This is a genomic window from Pseudomonas lactucae (assembly GCF_036688725.1).
Classification (GTDB): Bacteria; Pseudomonadota; Gammaproteobacteria; order Pseudomonadales; family Pseudomonadaceae; genus Aquipseudomonas; species Aquipseudomonas lactucae.
In genome coordinates this window covers 82644-102852 of record NZ_JAQQPT010000009.1, presented here as the reverse complement: position 1 = coordinate 102852, position 20209 = coordinate 82644, and the positions used below count along the sequence as shown (strand labels likewise).

The window sequence follows — 20209 nt, the reverse complement described above, 5'->3', positions numbered from 1 at the left end:
CTTTTTCTCGGAAGCCGGCAATGACTCTTCAGACCTTATGGGCGGCCACCGCCGAACCCGGCCCCGCGCTGCAATCGCTCGAAGGTGAGCGCCAGTGCGACGTGGCGATTATCGGCGCCGGCTACACTGGCTTGAGCGCCGCGCGGCATATCGCGTTAAGCGGCCGCGAGCCGTTGCTGATCGAGGCCAATACCCTGGCCTGGGGTGCCAGCGGGCGCAACGGTGGGGTGGTGTCGCCCAAGTTTCGCGTGGGGTTTGCCGCGCTGATGGCGCGTTTTGGCCGTGACACAGCGCTGCGCATGTACCGCATCGGCTATGACGCCGTGGACAGCTTGGTGGAAACCGTCGAAACCCTGGGCCTGGACCAGGCCCAATTGCGTCTGGGCGGGCACATTGCCGCAGCGCACAACCCCCACGCCCTGGCCGGGCTGCAAGCCGCTGCCGAGTGGATCAAACGCGAAACCGGTGGCGCCTCGTCCTACATGCTCAACGCTGCCCAAGTGGCGGAGTACACCGGCTCCAACCTGTTCCATGGCGGCCTGCTGACGCCCAAGGCCGGGGGCATTCACCCGCTGAACTACGCCCAAGGCATGGCCCGCCACCTTATTGGCAACGGGGTCAAAATCTACATCAACAGCCCGGCGCAGCAGGTGCGCCGCGAGGGCCAGCGCATGATCATCGAAACGCCCCAGGGGCGGGTCAGCGCGCGGCAGGTGATCTACGCCACCAACGGGTATTCCGACCTGACCCCGGTCACTGACACCTTGCACCGACGGTTGATTCCGTTTCGCAGTGCGATCATCGCCACCGAGCCCCTGGCCCCGGCGGTGCTGTCCACGCTGCTGCCCGGGGGCCAGGTGTGCGGCGATACCAAACGAATGCTGCGTTGGTTCCGGGTGGTGGGCGACCGCTTGATTTTTGGTGGACGCGGGGCCTTTGGAAAAAACGATTCCGAGAGCGCCTTTCGCCCCTTGCAACGCAGCCTGGGTGAGGTGTTTCCGATCCTGCGTGACACGCCCATCGCCTTTCGCTGGTCGGGCCTGGTGGCCATGACCCTGGATTACCTGCCCCACGCCGGCCAGTTGGATGAGCAGAGCTTCTATGCCATCGGCTACAACGGCGGCGGGGTGGCAATGTCGACCTACATGGGCGGGCAACTGGCGCGCATGAGCGCTGGCGAGAAGCTCGACCTTGGCCTGTTGGCCGGCGACAAGTTCCAGCCGATTCCCCTGCATGCCTTCCGCGCCCCAGGCGTTCGCCTGGCGGCAGGCTGGCAGCAGTTCCTCGACCTGATTGGTCGCTAACTCAGAGCCTGATCTCATGCCCGCGATGCTGCATTACTGCCACCCGGCCAGCGCCCGGCGCTTGCCCAGCGACAACCTGACCTGGGTCGACGACCCCCTGGCCCATGGCCGTTCCCTGCATTGGTACGACGCCGAGCAAGGCTACGGAGTGGGGGGGCTGCAGAGTTCCGGGACGCGGCGGGTGATCGAGGACTTTCCATGGGTCGAACTGGGCATTGTCGAGTCCGGCACCCTGGTGCTGCAGGGCCAGGGTTTCAACATCAGCCTGCACCCGGGGGACTGCTTCGTGATTCCACGGGGCATCACCCTGGACTGGCACCAGCCCGGCGACCTGCGCTACCTGTGCATGGTCTTTCCTGGCCTGTCGCACACGGCGCCGATGCCTTCGCAACCGCTGAAGATCGACCCGTTCATTGAGTTGCAGGCGTGCAACCCGCCAGCGCTCGAGGTGCTGCTCAGCGCCACGCCACAGGCCTGGAGCCAGACCCTGTTCAGCGCGGCCAACCTGCGTATCGGGGTTTGGGAGTGTGAGGCTTATGCGCGCAAGACTGTGGAGCCGGGCTACTGCGAGTTGATGCACATCCTCAAGGGGGCGATCACCCTCAGCCCTGAAGGCGCTGCGCCTTGCACCGTGCATTCCGGGGAAACCGTGGTGGTGCCGGCCGGGGCGAGCAACGCTTGGAGCAGCACGCAGACGGTGCGCAAGATTTTCTGCATCCTCTCCTGAGATATACCGGGGGCCGTTCGGCCCGGTGCTTGCGGTCGATCAGGCCGAGCGCAACAGGCTGTGCAAGGGCACGGTGCTCTTGACCACCGGCGACTTGATGACGATGTAGCTGAAGTACTTTTCGATGCCGATGTTCTTGTCCAGGATTGACTCCATCAACTCCTGGTAGTGCTGGATGCTGGTGGTCAGGAACCGCACCAGGTAGTCATAACCGCCGCTGATCAAGTGGCACTCCAGCACCTCATCGATATTGCGAATGCTCGACTCGAACTTGGCGAAGTCGGAACGCTTGTGGTCGGACAGCGTAACCTCGGTGAACACCGTCACCGAGTTGGCTAACTTGGCCAGGTTGACATGGGCTTCGTAGCCGCTGATGTAGCCTGCGGTTTCTAGGCGTTTGACCCGCTGTAGGCAGGGGCTGGGGGAGAGGCCGACGGCTTCGGCGAGGCTAACGTTGGTCATACGTCCGTCTTTTTGCAGTTGGACCAAGATGTTGATGTCGATACGATCGAGTTTGGTTACCGCTTCCATCGTTGACTCCCCGCAATGTAAGTCTTGAATACTGGGTCAGGCGTGCAGCGCCTTCTGGTGCGCGTGCACCAGGTCGGCCAAGCTGGCGTATTCACAGCGTTTGCCGTCCAGGGCCTGCTGAGAATGATTCCAGGGCTGGCGCTGATCACGGCGCAAGGTGCACACCGGGAAGTCCACCCGCAGGTTCCATGGGTCATCCACTTCTGTGCTGCGTACCGGCAACATCTCACTGCGTTGCAGGCCCAGCCGGCCCAGGGCGTGCTCCAAGCTGGTGTGCCAGTCATTGGCCTGGGGTTCGATGATGGCGTCGAACTCGATGGGCAAACGCAGGGTCAGGGTGTCGATGTCCATGCCATGGGGCGGGGCGATCAACACCAACCGATAAAACTTGCTGAGGTACTGCAAGGCGCCGGGCGCGTCCTCGAAAATTGGCCATTGGCCGGACGCGGTACTAAAGGCAACACTTTCATCCCAGCCCGCAACTACATGCAATTGATGCGCCAGGCGCTGGTACAGCTGGCCATGGAACGCCGTGGCGCTGCCGGCCTGACCTTGGGCGGCCAGTTCCAGGGCGGTGCGCCGGTAGGCACTGAGCACCTGCTCGTCGCTGTGCAGGTCGGCGGTTTGCACCGACAACGGCCGCAGGCCTTCGAGGATGCCCCGTTCGCAATCGACCAAGGTACCGAAGGACAGGCCCAACGCTTTGTACTGGGTGACTTTCATGTGCCGCTCCTGGGTAATCCGAATGGGCTTCCTGAGTCATCAGGCAAAAGCCCGACCCGGGGTGAGCGGGTCGGGCCTGGCCTTTACCTTGGGTGCTGCGGGTGGTGCTCAGGCACCAGCGGCGGCCAGGGCCTGGTCAAGCATTTGCAAGGCTTCTGCCAGTTGCTCCGGGGTGGTCACCAGCGGCGCGAGGAACCGCACCACGTTGCGGTAGACGCCGCACTTGATCACCAGCAGCCCGGCGTTGCGCGCTTCGTCGATGATCTTCTGCGCCAGCGCTGCGTCGGGGCTTTGCGCGGCGTCGGCGGCGACGATCTCGATGGCCTGCATAAAGCCCAGGCCGCGCACGTCGCCGATACGCGGATAACGTTGTTGCAGGGCCAGCAAACCTTCGCGCAGTTGCGCCGCCAGCTGTTCACTATGGCCCAGCAGGTCTTGTTCCTCGAACAGGTCCATCACCGCCAGGGCGGCTGCGCAGGCCACGGCATTGCCGCCGTAGGTGCCGCCCAGGCCGCCGGGGGTGGGGGCGTCCATGATCTCGGCGCGGCCGACCACGGCCGACAGCGGCATGCCACCGGCCAGGCTTTTGGCCACGGTCACCAGGTCAGGCTGGATGTCGGCGTGCTGGAAGCCGAACAGGGTCCCAGTGCGACCAAAACCGGCCTGGATTTCATCCAGGATCAGCACAATGCCGTGCTCGGTGCAGCGCTGGCGCAGAGCCTGGAGGAAGGCCTTGGGAGCGGCCAGGAAACCGCCGTCGCCCTGCACCGGTTCAATGATGATCGCCGCTACCCGTTCTGGCGCCACGTCGGTGGCGAACAGGGTGTCGAGCTCAGACAGGGCGTCGTCGCCGCTGATTCCGCGATATTCGTTGGGGTAGGTGGCGTGGTAGATCTCGGCCGGGAAGGGCCCGAAGTTCTGCTTGTAGGGCTGGCTCATGCCGGTCAGGGTCACGCCCAGCAGGGTGCGGCCATGGAAGCCGCCACGAAAGGAAATCACCGCCGGGCGGTTGGTGTGGCCACGGGCGATCTTGATCGCGTTTTCCACGGCTTCGGCGCCCGAGGTGAACAGCACGCTTTTGTAGTGCTGCTCGCCGCCGATCATTTTATTCAGGCGCGCTGCGACCTGGATGTACGACTCGTAGGCAACCACCTGGAAGCTGGCGTGGGAGATTTCACCGACCTGGCGGCGTACCGCTTCCACCACTTTCGGGTGGTTGTGGCCGACGTTGAGCACGCCGATGCCACCGACGAAATCCAGGTAGTGCTTGCCGTCCACGTCCCACACTTCGCTGCCCTGGGCGTGGCTGACCACCACCGGGTGGGCGGTAACGATGCCGCGTGGAACGTGCTGTTCGCGCAGGGCCAGAAGGCGTTGATTTCCAGTCAGTGCAGAATTCATCTCGATCTCCATAAACGCCGTACTTGGCGGGTGGTCTGTGATCAGGATAAGGATTGGCCGGCGCGCCACGCGCTGTATTTGCCTAGCCTGGTGCTGTGATCGACTGTTTTTCAGGGGTTTGGCGAAACATTTGACTGTGCTCTTGCCGGGCCTAGCGGCGGGGCGCCCGGGCCGCTGCCCAGGGCCGCCCAAAGGTGCCGTCATTGGCTTATCAGGCGCTCGCCCGGGGAACCACGATGGTGTCTTCGGGGTGCAGGCGCATCAGCATCGGCGCGCCGATCGGCGGCAGGCTGAGGTTGCCTTCGTGGTGGCTGGGTTGGCGCAGGCTGACGGTGGGGCCGCCGTCCAAGTCGACAAACACCTTGAGGCTTTCGCCCTGGAACACAATGTCCGAAACCCGCCCGCGCAGGCGGTTCCATTCCGGGCCGGCGCTGTCGTTGTCCAGCAGCAGCTTCTCTGATTGCAGGGCCAGGAACAGGTCGCCCGAGGCCGGGATCGGCCGCGTGGTGCGCAGCGGCGTGGCGCCCAGGCTCAGGTCATTGCCGCTGCCGCGCTGCAAGGGAATCAAGGTGCTCTCGCCGATAAAACTAGCGACGAAATCGTCCGAGGGGTGATCGTGCAGGCGCCGTGGCGTGTCCACTTGCACCAGTTGCCCGCCGCGCATGATGGCGATGCGGTCGCTCATGGTCAGGGCTTCGCGCTGGTCGTGGGTGACGTAGATCATGGTCGCGCCGAGGCGCTTGTGCAGGGCCCGCAGCTCGATCTGCATGGTCTCGCGCAATTGCTTGTCCAGAGCCGACAGCGGTTCGTCCATCAGGATCAGCTTGGGCTCGAAGACAATCGCCCGCGCCAGGGCCACCCGTTGCCGCTGGCCGCCGGAGAGCGCGGCGATCGAGCGGTTTTCGTAGCCGCTCAGTTCCACCGTGGCCAGGGCCTGCTTGACCCGGTCGCGGCTCTTGGCGGCGTTTTCACCGCGGGCGCGCAAGGGGAAGGCGACGTTCTCGCCCACGCTCATGTGCGGAAACAGCGCGTAGTTCTGGAACACCACGCCGATCTCGCGCTTGTGCGGCGGCATTAGGGTCACGTCGCGCTCGCCGAACAGAATGCTCCCCGAACTGACCCGGATAAACCCGCCAAGGATGCTCAACAAGGTGGTCTTGCCGGAGCCGGAAGGGCCCAGCAGCGACATGAATTCGCCGGCCTCGACCTTGAGGTTGACGTTGTTCAGGGCCTTGAGGGAACCGTAGTGCTTGCAGACTTGGTTGACGCTGACCGACTCGAAACCTTCAGTGAACTTCATACAGCGTTCTCCTATGCACCGCGCGGGATTTGCCCGCCGTGTCTGTCATCTGAACACAGGCGCTGGCCTGGTTCGTGCCGTTTTGCCGGGCCCGGGCAACAGGATCTGCCGCCCGGCGCTGGTGCTGTCATTCCAGGCCGCCAATGTGCCAGGCCTTGATTTCAAGGAACTCGTCGAGGCCGTATTTCGAACCTTCTCGGCCAGTGCCCGATTGCTTCATGCCGCCAAACGGCGCGACCTCCATGGATACTACGCCGGTGTTGAGGCCGACCATGCCGAACTCCAGGCGCTCGCCGACGCGAAAGGCCCGGCGTATATCCTGGGTGAAGTAATAGGCCGCCAAGCCGTAGGGTGTGTCGTTGGCGATGGCCAAGGCTTCGGCTTCGTCGTGGAAGCGAAACAGCGGAGCCACCGGGCCGAAGGTTTCTTCGCTGGCCAGCAGCATGTCCGGAGTGGCTTCCAACAACACCGTAGGCTGCACGAATAAATCCGCGCCCTGTGGCGCGCCGCCGATGGCAATGGAGGCGCCTTTTTCCAGTGCGTCGCCGATGTGCAGGGCGACTTTCTCCACTGCCGCGGTGTTGATCAACGGGCCGATGGTCACGCCCGCGCTCAAGCCGTCGCCGACTTTAAGCTGGGCCACAGCAGCGGTCAGGCGCTCGGCAAAGCGAGCATAAATGCCCTCCTGGACCAAAATCCGGTTGGCGCAGACGCAGGTCTGCCCGGCGTTACGGAATTTACTCAGCATGACCCCGGTGATCGCCAGGTCGAGGTCGGCGTCGTCGAATACGATAAAGGGTGCGTTACCCCCCAGTTCCAGGCTCAGGCGCTTGATGCTGCTGGCGCACTGGCCCATCAGTAACTGGCCGACCCGGGTCGAACCGGTGAACGAGAGTTTGCGCACCGCTGGGTTGCCGGTCATCTCGCCGCCCACGCCAGCAGGCAGGCCGGTGAGCACGTTGAACACACCGGGCGGAATGCCCGCGCGTTCGGCCAGCACCGCCAAGGCCAGGGCCGAAAGCGGGGTCAGCTCCGAGGGTTTGACCAGCACCGTGCAACCGGCGGCCAGGGCCGGTGCGCACTTGCGGGTGATCATGGCGTTGGGGAAGTTCCACGGAGTGATGGCCGCGACCACCCCCACCGGTTGCTTGATCACCAGGATGCGTCGGTCGGCAGTGGGCGCAGGGATGGTGTCGCCGTAGATGCGCCGGGCTTCTTCGGCGAACCATTTGACGAAGGTGGCGCCGTAGCCGATTTCGCCCCGGGACTCGCTCAGGGGCTTGCCTTGTTCGGCGGTCATGATCAGGGCCAGGTCTTCCTGGTTCTCCAGGATCAGCCGGTGCCAGGTTTCCAGATAACGCGCACGTTCGGCCGCTGGCACCTCGCGCCAGCTTTGGAAACGCTGCTCAGCGGCCTTGATCGCGCGCCGGGTTTCGGCGGCTTGCAGGGCCGGTACATGGGCAATCACGCTGCCGTCGGCGGGGTTGGTCACGGCGAGGGTGGCGCCGTCGTCGGCTTCGATCCAGGCACCGTTGACGTAGGCGCGCTCGACGAGCAGGGAAGGGTCACGCAGGGTGTTTTTGAACATGGGAAGTGCCTTTTAAGGTCCGGACGATAAGACCGATTGTAAAAAAAAGCGCGCCGGCGGCCGATGCCGACCTGGGCTGTGGTACCTGTGGTTGCTGCTCAATTGCGCGGTTTGCCGGCAGGATCTGCCGTCACCGCGCTCAGCGTTCGCGGTGACGGCCACTGCTCAGGAAGGCTTGTTGCGCCCGGCGATCACCACCAGCAGCAGGGACGCCAGAATCAGCAGCGAGCTGATGGCGGCGATGGTGGGGTCGATCTCGTCGCGCAAGGCGGTGAACATGCGTTTGGTCAGGGTCTGGTTGTCGCCGCCGGAGATAAACAGCGCCACCACGGTTTCATCCAGGGAGGTGATAAAGGCGAACAGGGTGGCCGACACCAGGCTCGGTTTGATCTGCGGCAGGGTCACCGCCATAAAGGCCCGAAAGCGATCCATTCCCAGGCTACGCGCTACCATTTCCTGGGACATGTCGAAGTTTCGCAGGCCCGCCAGCAAGGCGATGATTACGTAGGGCAGGGCCAGCATGATGTGCGCCAGCACCAGGCCGCTGAGGGTACTGATCAGGCCTACCCGGGCGTAGACAAAAAACACCCCGGCGGCGATCAGGATGATCGGCACCATCATTGGCAGCAGCAGGATGATTTGCAGGGTGCGCATCACCCGCAGGCTCGAACTGTTGATGGCGTAGGCCGCCGCCATGCCCACCGGCAGGCTGATCAAGGTGGTGGCCAGGGCCGTGATCAGGCTGACCCTGGCTGCTGACATCCACTCCGTGCTGTTGAAGAACGCCGCGTACCAGCGCAGCGACCACTCCTTGGGTGGGAACTGCAAAAAACGTGCTTCGGAGAACGACATCGGCACCACAATCAGCACAGGCAGAATCAGGTATAGCAGGATCAACCCCACCAGCAGGGTGAAGGCCAGGTGGGACAGGCGCACGCGCCGCAGGTTGGCTAGCCAGTTCATTCAGCGCGCTCCCAGAATGCGTTCGATGGGAATAAAGCGGTTGACGCCCCAAAAGATCAGGAACACCACCAGCAACAACACCAGGCCCACCGCGCTCGCGGCACCCCACGCGTGGTACAGCTCGACGTTACGTTGCACCAGCATCGACACCAGGATGGTGCGCCCGCCGCCCAACAGTTCCGGAGTGATGAAAAAACCCAGGCAAATCACAAACACCAGAATCGAACCGGCCATGATCCCTGGCGCCGCCATCGGCAAAAACACCCGGCGAAAGGTATAGAACGGTTTGGCACCGAGGCTTTCGGAGGCTTGCAGCAGGTCTTGGGGGATTTTGCGCATCACCGAATACAGTGGCAGTACCATGAACGGCAGCATCACGTGCAAGGTGCCGATCACTGTGCCGGTGGTGTTGTGCATCAGGTTCAGCGGCTGGTCGATGATCCCCAGATCGAGCAGGGTCTGGTTGACCAGGCCGCGCCGCTGCAACAGCACCAGCCAGGCGTAGGAACGCACCAGTACGCTGGTCCAGAACGGAATAATCACGCAGATCAGGATCAGGTTCGCCCAGAAACCTTGCAACCGCGAGGCGGCGTAGGCGATTGGGAAGCCGAGGAAAATCGAGAGCACCGTGACCATGAAACTGATCTTGAAGGTCAGGCTGAAGGTGTCCCAGTAGATGCGCTCCTGAAAGATGCGCAGGTAGTTGGTTAGGGAAAACCCTTCTTCGGTCTGCACCGACTGCAAGGCCAACCAGCACAGCGGCAAAATCAGCAACACCACTACCATCACCAGGGCCGGGGTTAGCAGGAGCAGCATCAAGGTGTTTTCCTTGCGCTCCTCGCGGGCAATGGCGCGCAGGCTGCTGGCTGAGGGGGGCGGACCGTCACTGGCGTCGGGCATGGATTTGGCCAGGTAGGCATTAGACATGCGCGCCTCCGTGGCCGGCTGGGCCGAATCGTTGGGCTTGAACGAGCGCGGCGGGGCGCCGTGTGGCGTGCTGGAATCGGGTCATGCGAGGACTCCCAAAGAGGGGCAGGTGCAAAAAAAGCGTGCAGCCGGTCGTGATGCTTCGGTCGTTGTTGTAGTCGGGGTGTGCCTCCCGGGCAGTCGACGTTTCTAGTGTACGGCCGGGAAGACGGAGCAAGCGCCTACAAATAGGCCACGGTAGAGTGCTTTATTGCGTATTTGCCAGGGCCGACGGCATGTTCTGCGCTCGGCGCGTCCGCATGCGCGAACAGCGGGCCGGGCGCTGGGGCTGGGTTATTTCTTTTGGACGAAGGCCAGCCAGCGTTCTTCGGCTTTCACGCCTTCGGCAAAGGCCCACCATTTGGACGATAGCAGTGCCTGGCGGCTGATGTTCGCTGGCGAAGACGGCGATTTGGCTTCACGTTCGGCGTGGATCATTCCCACCTTGAAGACTTCGGGGTTAAGCGGGCCGTCGTTGATGATCAGCGGCAGAGCGGCTTGCAACTTAGCGTCGATCGCCTCGTTGACGAACTTCATCGCTGCTACCTTGTGCGCCAAGCCCTTGAGTACGCACAGCGAGTTGGTTTCCAGCCCCCTGGTTGTAGGTCACCGGCGCGCCGTCGGCCTGGAGTGAACTGATGCGCCCGCTCCAGGCCGGATCAGGCCCACTTCGCCGTCGCTGATCAACTGCGCGGACTGGCCGCCGGAGGTCCACCAGATGGCGATATGCGGCTTGATCCGTTCGAGTTTCTTGAACGCCCGTTCGACGTCCAGCGGGCACAGCTGGTCCGGTGTTACGCCATCGGCCATCAGCGCGATTTCCTGGGTCGGGCGCGGTAGGTTGCACAGGGAACGCTGGCCAGGAAACTGATCCTGTTCAAGAAATCGGCCCGGGTTTACGGCACCTTTGTCGCCTTTGAGTGCGTCGGTGCGATAGGCCATGACCGTGGAGTAGCTGATGTAGCCGACGCTGTAGTCGTCCCTGAGTTCGGCGGGCGACTACGCGGCATTCGGAATCAGCGCCAGGTCGAGTTTTTCAAACAAGCCTTCCTGCTTGTCACGGATGCAATCGCGGGTAGGCAGGTCGACCACGTCCTAAGTGACTTTGCCGCTTTCGACTTGGGTCTTGATGATTGGGTAGGCCTTGAGTGAGCTGTCTTGCTTCAAGGTCAGGGCGAGCTTTTTTGCCGCCGGTTCAAGGATCGCCTTGCTCTGGCTTCCTGGTAGGCGCCGCTCTGGGAGACAAAGTGATGTGTTCGGCCAGGGCGCCGGTGGCAATCAGGCCCAACAGGGCAAAACCGGCCAGTTGTAAGATGCGGATCGGCGCTTGGGTCGTAGAGAAGCTCCTGCTTGTTGGCCGAAAAACAGCGCAACCAGGGTCGTGGAATGTGCTGCGTGACCTGGGGCTTTCAGATGTAGCGTTGGGCGGGCAAAGCAAGGCCGTACAAATACCCCGTGGCAAAATGCATTGTTTCGTATAGGCGGCTCAAAGCATCTAATGCGCCCCTTACCAGGGCGCGGTGGGTGGGGATGTTGCGAGGTGCCGGACGGATTAATCCAGGACGACGGGCCGAGACGGTTGGCAGTGTCTGGCTGCTGAGCCCAGGAAGGCCGGTGGGGTCTTTCACCTCTGGGGCAGGGCGCACTTGGGACGGCCAGCGCCTTGCAGCAGCGGGGCTGGTGTTCTTGCCGCCCCAGACTTCGTCCACCCACTCGGCGATGTAATAGGCGGCGTTGATGCTGTTGTCGAAGTTGGAGCGCTGCACGTCGCCTTCACGCTTGGTGAAGATTTACAGATCGCGCTATGGACTATTGATCGGTTGTTCGTAGGTGCGCCACTTCAGCGGGATCTGCAAATTCTGTTAACTGTGCGTCACCAGAAACGGCACACGGATGAGATCTAGTACGCCGTACAGTGCACCTGTTCGAATTAGTATACATCCATGGCGCCCCAGGCCCAGCATAAGTGTGACCAGTAATGAGGCCCGGGACCTGCCTTCCTTTTCCAGCCCGAGCTTCCGCACACCAGGCCAGTCGTGGTTGGTGCCCCAGGCCACGCCTTATGCGAAACACGATTCGAAGGCCTCCGCCCGCAGGTAAGTAGTAGCCGCCTAGGGCCCGCCTTCCATGCCGATTTGCCGGGCAACGATGTTGCTGCCGGGTTCCAGCCAGTCCATCACTACGCGGACCCAGTGATCGCTGTCAAAGCGCGTAGCAAGGCCGCACAGGCGAGTGGCTTCTCCGGTGCCCGGCTGGTCGATTATCAGCGACTCCACGCCACGCTTGGTCAGCCACATCAGGAGGCCGCGCCGGTATTTGTTTCATTGTTGGAATCCAGATCCGTTGATCTAGGCCACGATTAGCGCCGGGCCCTCGACGCTTTCGGTGGGCACATAGAGGCAGCGAAGGAATTTGCCGGCGTAGGGGATTTCGACGCGCTGGTAGTTTTCCCGTACAGCTCAATGCCCCCCAGGTGAAGGTATGCATAAAACTCTGGCAAAGCACCCGGCGGCACGGTAGGCATGGAGGTACTCGTAGGCCAGGTAGTAGGTGCTGATGAGGATGTATTTCTCGCCGGCGGAGAATAACCGGGCGTCACTTTCGTCCTTTCAGCGGGGACGAAAAACTTTGTTCGCCATCTTCATCCAAGTATCACGGAAGGCTTTCCGCATCCGCGAAAATAGGATTTACAATGGCTTATGAGAAGGCGAAAACATATTTGGTAGTCTTAGAATCTGGAGGCGAGGTCGACGCTCGGTAAGTGAATACAACCAAGAAATATCACGATGCGGAGTTCTCGACCCCGCACCACGAAGTGAAGTGGCAGGCTATTATTGAAAGTGCGCTGATGGGTTTTGACGATAACTGTTCATGGATCAGGAAATGACAGAACCAGCCAAGTTGCCTCGTGTTTTTTTGATTCTTAAGAAAAATGGCGTCATTCAGTAACCAGTTCAGGGCAATGCTTAATTAAGCAGCTAGAGGAATTTTTTGAACGTCATTGCTGTGATCGCCACTGTTACTCCAAGAACTACTGCGCTAGGCAAAAAAATAGCTACGGGGTTTAGCGAAAACGGTAGGGAGAGGTAAATAACCCAAGGCACCACCAGCAGTGGCATTACTGCCCGCTTAGCGCGGTGATAGACAAAACTGCTTTCTCGGCCAGCTCCAAACTTACGCAAATCTCGGCGCATCAAGCCATCGACAAAACCAGTAAATATGCCCATAAGAAACAGTGGGGCGACCAAGACCAAAACAGTCAGGCGCACCACGAAGGTAAAGGTCACATACACTGCGGCCAGCAGGAAATCCTCAATGCTCACGTAAAGCTGGTTGAACCAGCCCCAAGGGCCGTTGCCTTGGCTTGACACTCGCGCCTGCTGAGTAAAATCCGCAAAGCCAGTTTTGACCAGAAGCCACTGATTGAGGAAATTCAGCCACCGGCCAATCGTCTGTCCAGGTTGTTGGAGGATGAGTGAATCTTTGAAGTGCTCGCTGAGCCATCCCAGTTCGCTATTCAACATAGCTTGGCTGTGTCGCCAACCCTGGTCACTCCAGAACAGCAGCAAACCGGCGAACTCTATGAGGATCGAGAATAGCAGCGAGGCCATCAGCAGGCCGATGATGTGCAGGACGAAGCGGATCGCCGAGATGATCAATCCAGGGCGCTGGATCGGTTGTGGCGGCGTGTTCTGTACGGAAGTCGCCATCCTTTACTCCAATGCGTTGCAGTGCTGATGTCGTCACGTTGTCTTCTGGATCGTTTCTGCTGAATCAAAACCTGTAGCGGGGCGGGCTACCCCACCTGATCCAGATCGAAGTTTGTGGTTGGACCGCCACCGCTTGCACTCCACCATTGTCCTGCCTGCTCGTTATAGGTGGCCCGCATTCGTTGGGTGAGTTCCTGCAGGTCTTTCGGCATGGCATCGTCGTTGGAGGGTTTTGGCAACGGCATGCGGACTTTCCAGAGCTGCCCACCGGCCTGGAAGGAGAACATTTGCCCCTTCGGTAAACTGACGATGTGCGCAGGCTCGATCAGCGGCACGCTGGTGCTGCTGACACGGTCCTGTGAGGACGACGTGAAGTCCGTGTTGGCCTCGGGATCGGAGGTGTCGGTGGCACCCGACACCAGGGTCTTGGTGAGCACGTTAACCTTGGGCAACTGCTGGGTTAGTAGTTCAGCCGTAGCAGTTTCGCGCACCCGGAGGATTTGCAGGGTGTTGAAGTTGCCAATCACCTGGCCAGCTTTGGCGCGGTTGCCGATGCGTGCTTCGATATCACTGAGTGTCTGGGTGTAGGCCGTCACCTGGATGCCGGCGCCACCGCCTTTGTTGATTAGCGGAATGAACTCATCGCCCATCAACTCGTTGAACTCATCGGCATGCAGGTTGATCGGGAGTTTGTCACTGCCGCTGCCTGATGCGGGCAGACCGTGGTCAATGCCATGTTTGTAAATGTGGCCCGCAACCGAGACCAAGTCGGCGAACATGGAGTTGCCCACCGCGCCGGCCACCTCGGCGTCGGTCAGTGCATCCAGACCGACGTAGACGATGCCGCGTTTGCGGATGATCTGCATCCAGTCGAAGATTGGCCGCGGGTCATCTAAATCGGTGTAGTTGGGCGCCAGTAGCTGGGCAGTCTTGCCGGTGGTGAGTTTCTCCAGCAGCGGCAGTAGCGAGGCAACGATTTTGTCGAAGTAAGTACGGTCGTAGCGTACCGCCGAACGCAGCCCGTCCATTACTGGATCAAATACCCGCTTCACCGCCAGGTACTGCTCGATGGCCACCACGCGTTTTTCTCGTCCGACCATATGCCGGGGAATATTCTTCTCGGTGAGTTTGCCTTCAAGCTGGACGATCTCTTCCCACGCTTTTGGATCAGTTCTAGCGAAAAACTGCTGGGCATATTCGATGAACAATGCGTCGATGTTGACCACATGCCGTTGGATTTGCAGATAGTCCGGACGTCGGCCCAACTCGATCAGGGCGCGGGCGATGATGTTGACGAAACGCCAGGCGAACTCGCGAAACGCCGCCGAGTTACCTTCGCCACTGAGCTGCCCAGCGATGCGCGACGCCACTTCCGAGATGCGCCCGAAACGTCCCACGGCGTTGTAGCGGGCGGAGATCTCCGGCCAGCCTAGATGAAACACATAAAACTCCTTTTCCCGACCAGCGCGTTTGGCTTCGACGTACATGCGTTTGAGCAAATCGGCATCGCCCTTCGGATCGAAGACAATGACGACCTCATGTTCGATACGATGAATGTCCTGGGTGATGTACACCTCCGCGAGCCGGGTTTTGCCGACACGGGTAGTACCAAGCACCAGCGTGTGACCCACCCGTTCGCCCAGCGGCAGGCTGACCTCTGTTTCATCTGGCTCGACCCCATGCAACAGCGGTGAGCCACCGACTGGGGGTAAAGGGCGCAACGGATTAAAGGCGCTGTCCCAGGCCGTGACACGGGCCAGTGTCGAGAGCGGAAACGGTGCATGTTCTAGGCGGCTTTCGAGTCCACGTGCCAGGCGGTAACGGGTCGGTTGGTCGACGTAGTGAGCGACGGCCGGATCCTGGGCCTCGACCAAGCGCTGGGTGTGCAGGCGGGTCCAGCGAAAGCCGCGGCCCATGAACAGACGTTTGCGGCTCACCGGAATCTGCCGGCTGGTCAGCTCGTAGCGGGGCAGCCGGCGGATATTGCGCCGATAGCGCAACACCTCCCAGGCTTGTCGGAGGCGGATCAAACCGAACAGAGCATAGGCCAGGGCCGCAATCAGACCGATCTCGGGTGATAGGGCCACGGCCCAGGGCGAATACACGCATAACACCGCCGCGGCGACGCAGATCGCCACGGTATACAGCTCGACTGCGGGCCGGAGTTTGGACTCCATCGCATGCTCGGCCATGACTCAGACTCATTGTTCCAGTGAGGTGGCTGTGATTAAGACAGGGTAGTGCTCAATTTTCAGGCGAGAGGCGATGTCGTTGCCGTTGACCGGCAGGATGGTGATGCCCGGCGCGGCTGCTCGAATTCGGCCCAGGGCTTCAGTATCGGTCACTTCGACGGCGAGGCCGAACGCCCCCATTTCTTGCAGTTCAGTCGCACGCTGATGCAGCCAAACCAACGATTGGGGATCCTCCCCGACAAGGAAAAACGGCTGCAAGCCCGGCATGTTCAGGGTGCGAGATGTAATCGGGCCAGGGCTCAAGTGAGAGCTGCGCACGGGCAGTATCCAGGTCTCATCGGCAAAAGCAGATAGGTCCGCATGTATGGCCAGAGCAGGCTGAATATTGTTGTTTATTGGCGGCCTGGAAGCTTCAAACTGGGGGCGGGTGAAATCGCCAGGCTGAACTTCTGCAAACGACAGTCCCGGCTGGGCGAGCGCAGCCAAGAGCACGGCGAGGTAATACGCACTGGGAAGTCGTTTCATGGTGGTATGCCCTGTTTGAAGGAAAGCCTGTCGAGTTGGCGGGTAAAGCCGGCGCGGTAACGTGCGGCTGGCGTTCCTCCTGCCGGGCGGTGATACCGGCCAGCAGCTGACACCCAATCACCGGTGACGGCGTGATGCTCTTGCAGCAGCGCGGCAGTTACGGCCAGATTGCGGTAGGGTTCAAGGGCTTCGCAGGGACTGGAGAAATGCTGTCTGTGATAACCCAGGTTTATTTGCCCAAGCCCGGCATCGACCCGCTTGGCGTCATACCGAGCAAGTGCCTGAAGCAAGGCGTGACAGGCGATCTGACGATTGGCGAAACGGTAAGGGGTACCGGCGATATTCAGCGTCCAAGGCCAGGGCAGCAGTCGACCACGTAGGCGGGCGCCACTCTCCTGCAGGGCAATCGCGAACAACACCGTGGAAGGGACGTTGGCGTCATGCGCTGCCAGTTGATAAGCCGGAGGCGGGAGTTCGTCTGCCCGGACGGCGTGCACCGTCAGCAGGAGCGCAATAGCAATCAATCGAGACGTTGCCATTGTCCATTCACCTGCTGAAATATGACGGGTAATGGTCTCGGGGCACCCAGGCTGAACCAGCGACCACGATCATGGTTCAGGGTGATTTGCCGGCGTTGGACCTTGGCCGGATCGATGTCCGCTTGCCGAGCCCAGCGACGGACGCGTTCATCCTCGCCTTGGCTGCCCACCAGATAAATATCAAGCGCCGTATCACTGCTTTGTAGACGCTGCGCTTCGGCGGTGCACGCAGGGCAATGGTCTTCGACAAACAGCGCTCGGCGCGGCTCTACCGATGAGCTGGCAGGGGGCGGGGATGCCATACCCTGAATCGGCAACAGTCTAGGAAACAGCTTGGCCCAAGCTGCGGTGTAGGCGTTTTGGTAAGCCAACTCGCGCTCGGCGCGTTTGGCTTCCAGCGCTACCTGCAATTCGGCATAGCGCTGACGCTCTTGGTCGGTCTCTGCCTCGACGCCGAGTGCAGTCAGCGGATCGAGGTTAGGGCTCCAAAAACCACGCGGGCCGGCTTGGATCTGTTCGAAGCGTATCCATTCCTGCTCCGTCAGACCCCAGCTCGTCGCCTGTTCAGCGTGCGAACGCCCCAGCGGAGCGGACTGTGTGTCCTGGACCCGTGACGGTGTCGTGACGGGGCTGCCCAGCGCAGCGCCCGTGCTCAGCAATGAAACGAAACAGACGACGGGGAGCAGCGCTCTGTTCATGATCGCTTCTCAAGGAAGGTGCACGGTCTGGTCTGGGTGAGCGGTCACCGTGAAGATAGCCGCGTTCGGCTCCAGCACCTTCAGTTGCCATGTGCCGAACTGCTCGCCGTTGTGCAGCAACTGGATATCATTGAGCGAGCGACTGTCAGGAGGTGCGACCGCCAGAAAGCGCTCGCTACCGCGGGACTCGACGCTCAACACTGAAAATGGCGGCAGGAGCGGGGCAGGCTTGGGCTGAGCGGTTTTTTTCGGCTTGGCCGAGGAAGGCGTCGGTGGTGGGAGTGGTGGCTGGCTTTTGAGGTCCAGGAGTTGCTGCTCGACGTGCTCAAGTCGCGCGCGTAGCGCGATCATGTCAGCTTCGGTAGCACGGGCTCTCAGACCATCGCGCAGTTCCTGTATCTCCTGCGCCCATTGATCCAACATCGGATCGAGGGTATTGGCCTGTTGCTCGCCGGAATCGACCATCTGCTTCAGGTCTTTCAGTGCGTACTGCAGCTTCTCCTGTGCATCCAAGAGGGTGCTTGAATCACGTTGCAGGGTATCCAGGGTCTGTAGGCGTTGGGCGTTCGCATTTTCCAGCTCGGTCACGCGTTGATACTGGTTATACAAACCACCACTCAGCCCGGAGACCGCCAGGCAAAGTGAGCCGACAATGAGGGTTTGAAACGTCGTGGCTTTCATGGGCGTGCCTCCGGCTGATGGGCCGCGCTGGGTGCGAGCCGCACGACGGCAGCATCATTTTTTAGCCGTTCGAAGCAGACCGAACGGCTAACCTCATCGATCGTGAGTTGCCAGGCGGGGCCAGCCAGCACTTGTAGCGCGTTGCGTAGTGAGATCGGGCCGAGCCGGTAATGGGCGGCGGGCAGAGGCCGGGTAAACATTATTTTTACTGGTTCGGCAGCAGGGCAGAGCGAATAACCTGAGCGCTGCAGCACGTAGTGCATCGCTTCCTGTACCGAAGGATTCAGGTTGGTCGGAATGCTCACGTCAATGATTTGAGCGAGAAGATCACGTTGCTCTGCAGTGGGCTCGGTGCTGACCAGCGTATAGCGGCCATAGCGGAGCTCTGTCGGGTGACTCCCTTCGGCTGTACTCCTCGAAAGCTGGGCCCGATTGGAACTACCGGCATTCTCTGGACTAGTCGGCAATGGGGTCGGGATCTGCGCCGTGCAGGCGCTCAATAAACCCAGCAGGCAGACAGGCGTGAAAAAACGCTCCATGGAAAAAACCTCATGTCAGATTCAGTGCAGAACCTGACATGAGGTGAAGGAGCGATTCAGTGAGTAAGTTGATTCAAGGCGGGTCGTGTTAACGCTGAACGCGTTGCTATTCAAAAATCGCGAGCCCATCCAAGACGTCGGCGTCGGGGTCGAAAATCAACAATCGCACATCGGCCAGTGCAGCCAGATACAGCAGGTTGACCAGGGCTTCCGGTGTGCCAGCGTCGAGCTGCTCCTGCCTCAGCGATGCGTAAGGACGGTCCTCGATCTTCACCAGGTTCTCGTCGGTCCAGGGCGTGCCGATCAGCTTACACCCGACGCCATTGCAGTCCTTCAGGGCAAAGGGTTCGAACAGCAGTCCGGTTGGGCTAGAGTCGAAATAGCCCGCCCGGTGTTCCAAGTAGCGCAATGCTTCTTCAGTGAGGTGTGCGGTACTGATCTCCCAGGCTCGACTGTAGTGTCCTGTGTCGAAGCTCAAACGATGGACCATGGCTTGGGCTTCTTCCAGGGAGTAAAGGTCACCGACATGATGTCGTTCGTTGAGCATTTCGCCCGTCACGGCATAGATCACTTGCCGCACCAGCCCGGTGGACTTGAAGTGTTCATCCAATTCATCCGGAATGGCCTGACCCTCGCTGGTCAGAGCGAAGTCGTCGTTGAACAGGCATGCGAACAGTTCCAGCGCATCGTCGAGTAGATGAGCTTGTGAGCGGTGTATGGAGCGAAAGCAGGGCGGGCAGTCGTTTGCGTAGGTGATCAGTAGCAGTCGTTCGATAGATAGATTGTCATAGCCGCGGACGAATTTGAGGTCCCCAGCATGTCTGGTGTTTGGGTAGTGGAGTTCATGAGTATTCTCCAGGATGAAAATGAACAAGGCGCCCGAAGGCGCCTGTAACGGTTAAAGCCAACCGTATTCGGCAAGAGAAAGTGGGCGGACCTTCACCCACGATGAAGTGATCCAGTACGTGAACCTCGATCAAGGCCAAGGCCTCCTTCAACCGTGCGGTCAAGACGCGGTCTGCCTGGCTGGGTTCCGTGCAACCCGAGGGGTGGTTGTGGACAAAAATGGCGGCTGCTGCGTTATGTGCGAGGGAGCGCTTGACGACCTGGCGGGGATAAACACTGGCGCCTTCGATGCTGCCGTGAAAGAGGATCTCGAACGCCAGAACGCGATGGCGGGCATCGAGAAAAATCACACCGAAGATTTCATGCTCTTGGGGGGCAACATGCAGTTTTAGATATGAAGCCACGGAGTCAGGTGACGTCAGGCCGGGGCCGCGGGTGAACAGCCGACGATCCAGAATATGCAGCGCTTCGTCGATCAGCTGGTTTTCCTGGGCGATACGATCAGCCTCGACATCCGACGCTTCAATCAGGGTGAGTGGGGTGCTCATGGGGTACCTCCGAAGGGAACAATCCGGGGGTACACCCCCGAGGGGAGTGGCGTCCCCGAGGTGGATATAGAGTCACGGGCATTGCCCGATGACGCGCTGTTTACAGCCGAGTGAATCGGTGGCGTTGTCCGTGCAGGTGTGAATCGCAACCGTCGCAGGGCAATGGGGAGAAGGTTCTTATTCCGCGACCAGTTTCGAGATCGAAGTCGGCACTGATGGGCATTAGCCGAGCCAGCCCAAGATGGAGGCCAGCAACGCGTTTCGCGATCTCATCTGTCGTGTAGTAGAGCGATAACGTGCTGTAGTCCTCGTAAGCCGCAGCGAACAGGCAATCGTCGCAAAGCCAGAAGGATTCCATATGGGTTCTCCTGTGCTGATTGAAGAAAAGGCGCTCGATTGAGCGCCTTGATGTAAACATCGTGGATTGT

Annotated in this window: 22 protein-coding genes and 1 pseudogene; 2 read left to right on the top strand and 21 right to left on the bottom strand. The window is 60.7% G+C overall.

Annotated elements, in window-relative coordinates:
- Window positions 1-20: 20 nt before the first annotated feature.
- On the top strand, window positions 21-1304 hold the full coding sequence (locus V6M90_RS12375) for an NAD(P)/FAD-dependent oxidoreductase (protein WP_332846571.1): 1284 nt from the start codon (window positions 21-23) through the stop codon (window positions 1302-1304).
- A gap of 16 nt (window positions 1305-1320) precedes the next feature.
- The gene (locus tag V6M90_RS12370; protein WP_332846570.1) at window positions 1321-2031 is read left to right on the top strand and encodes a cupin domain-containing protein; all 711 of its coding nucleotides are present in this window, start codon (window positions 1321-1323) and stop codon (window positions 2029-2031) included.
- A gap of 39 nt (window positions 2032-2070) precedes the next feature.
- On the opposite strand, the gene V6M90_RS12365 is transcribed toward V6M90_RS12370, so the two are convergent.
- The 21 genes and pseudogenes from V6M90_RS12365 to V6M90_RS12265 all read right to left on the bottom strand — a co-directional run bounded on the left by V6M90_RS12365 (window position 2071) and on the right by V6M90_RS12265 (window position 20139).
- Entirely contained in the window at window positions 2071-2562 is a 492-nt protein-coding gene (locus tag V6M90_RS12365) for an Lrp/AsnC family transcriptional regulator (RefSeq protein WP_332846569.1), read from the bottom strand.
- A 36-nt stretch (window positions 2563-2598) separates the two neighbouring features.
- A complete protein-coding gene (locus V6M90_RS12360; protein ID WP_332846568.1) occupies window positions 2599-3285 on the bottom strand; it encodes an HAD family hydrolase in 687 nt (228 codons plus the stop codon).
- Between the two features lie 108 nt (window positions 3286-3393).
- Window positions 3394-4686, bottom strand: a complete 1293-nt coding sequence (gene gabT / locus V6M90_RS12355; protein WP_332846567.1) for a 4-aminobutyrate--2-oxoglutarate transaminase — start codon at window positions 4684-4686, stop codon at window positions 3394-3396.
- A gap of 211 nt (window positions 4687-4897) precedes the next feature.
- A complete protein-coding gene (locus tag V6M90_RS12350; RefSeq protein ID WP_332846566.1) occupies window positions 4898-5986 on the bottom strand; it encodes an ABC transporter ATP-binding protein in 1089 nt (362 codons plus the stop codon).
- A 127-nt stretch (window positions 5987-6113) separates the two neighbouring features.
- Entirely contained in the window at window positions 6114-7574 is a 1461-nt protein-coding gene (locus tag V6M90_RS12345) for an NAD-dependent succinate-semialdehyde dehydrogenase (protein ID WP_332846565.1), read from the bottom strand.
- 165 nt (window positions 7575-7739) lie between these two features.
- Window positions 7740-8537 (bottom strand): ABC transporter permease, encoded by a 798-nt coding sequence (locus V6M90_RS12340; protein WP_332846564.1) that lies wholly within the window; start codon window positions 8535-8537, stop codon window positions 7740-7742.
- Entirely contained in the window at window positions 8538-9464 is a 927-nt protein-coding gene (locus V6M90_RS12335; RefSeq protein WP_332846563.1) for an ABC transporter permease, read from the bottom strand. It lies immediately after the preceding gene.
- Between the two features lie 333 nt (window positions 9465-9797).
- On the bottom strand, window positions 9798-10040 hold the full coding sequence (locus V6M90_RS12330; protein ID WP_332846562.1) for a hypothetical protein: 243 nt from the start codon (window positions 10038-10040) through the stop codon (window positions 9798-9800).
- Window positions 10041-10109: 69 nt separating this feature from the next.
- Complete coding sequence (locus tag V6M90_RS12325; protein ID WP_332846561.1) at window positions 10110-10445, bottom strand: extracellular solute-binding protein; 336 nt, start codon at window positions 10443-10445, stop codon at window positions 10110-10112.
- A gap of 467 nt (window positions 10446-10912) precedes the next feature.
- Window positions 10913-11269: a hypothetical protein gene (locus V6M90_RS12320; RefSeq protein WP_332846560.1), complete on the bottom strand. Its 357-nt coding sequence runs from the start codon at window positions 11267-11269 to the stop codon at window positions 10913-10915.
- 345 nt (window positions 11270-11614) lie between these two features.
- The gene (locus tag V6M90_RS12315; protein ID WP_332846559.1) at window positions 11615-11800 is read right to left on the bottom strand and encodes a hypothetical protein; all 186 of its coding nucleotides are present in this window, start codon (window positions 11798-11800) and stop codon (window positions 11615-11617) included.
- Window positions 11801-12481: 681 nt separating this feature from the next.
- Complete coding sequence (locus V6M90_RS12310) at window positions 12482-13213, bottom strand: TIGR03747 family integrating conjugative element membrane protein (RefSeq protein ID WP_332846558.1); 732 nt, start codon at window positions 13211-13213, stop codon at window positions 12482-12484.
- A gap of 86 nt (window positions 13214-13299) precedes the next feature.
- Window positions 13300-15405 carry a type IV conjugative transfer system coupling protein TraD gene (gene traD / locus V6M90_RS12305; RefSeq protein WP_332846557.1) on the bottom strand — a complete coding sequence of 702 codons (2106 nt, stop codon included), beginning with the start codon at window positions 15403-15405 and terminating at the stop codon, window positions 13300-13302.
- A gap of 9 nt (window positions 15406-15414) precedes the next feature.
- Window positions 15415-15930: an integrating conjugative element protein gene (locus V6M90_RS12300; protein ID WP_065942193.1), complete on the bottom strand. Its 516-nt coding sequence runs from the start codon at window positions 15928-15930 to the stop codon at window positions 15415-15417.
- The gene (locus tag V6M90_RS12295) at window positions 15927-16469 is read right to left on the bottom strand and encodes a lysozyme family protein (protein WP_065942194.1); all 543 of its coding nucleotides are present in this window, start codon (window positions 16467-16469) and stop codon (window positions 15927-15929) included. Before V6M90_RS12295 ends, V6M90_RS12300 begins: the two co-directional genes overlap by 4 nt.
- Complete coding sequence (locus V6M90_RS12290) at window positions 16451-17167, bottom strand: TIGR03759 family integrating conjugative element protein (RefSeq protein ID WP_332846556.1); 717 nt, start codon at window positions 17165-17167, stop codon at window positions 16451-16453. The genes V6M90_RS12295 and V6M90_RS12290 overlap by 19 nt, the downstream gene beginning before the upstream one ends.
- A 9-nt stretch (window positions 17168-17176) precedes the next feature.
- Window positions 17177-17848, bottom strand: a complete 672-nt coding sequence (locus tag V6M90_RS12285; protein ID WP_332846555.1) for a chemotaxis protein — start codon at window positions 17846-17848, stop codon at window positions 17177-17179.
- Entirely contained in the window at window positions 17845-18387 is a 543-nt protein-coding gene (pilL2, locus tag V6M90_RS12280) for a PFGI-1 class ICE element type IV pilus protein PilL2 (RefSeq protein WP_332846554.1), read from the bottom strand. Before pilL2 ends, V6M90_RS12285 begins: the two co-directional genes overlap by 4 nt.
- Before the next feature lie 106 nt (window positions 18388-18493).
- Window positions 18494-19246 (bottom strand): DUF5983 family protein, encoded by a 753-nt coding sequence (locus tag V6M90_RS12275; RefSeq protein ID WP_332846629.1) that lies wholly within the window; start codon window positions 19244-19246, stop codon window positions 18494-18496.
- A 39-nt stretch (window positions 19247-19285) separates the two neighbouring features.
- A pseudogene (locus tag V6M90_RS12270) lies at window positions 19286-19781 on the bottom strand (JAB domain-containing protein).
- 100 nt (window positions 19782-19881) lie between these two features.
- The gene (locus V6M90_RS12265) at window positions 19882-20139 is read right to left on the bottom strand and encodes a hypothetical protein (protein ID WP_332846553.1); all 258 of its coding nucleotides are present in this window, start codon (window positions 20137-20139) and stop codon (window positions 19882-19884) included.
- Window positions 20140-20209: the final 70 nt, after the last annotated feature.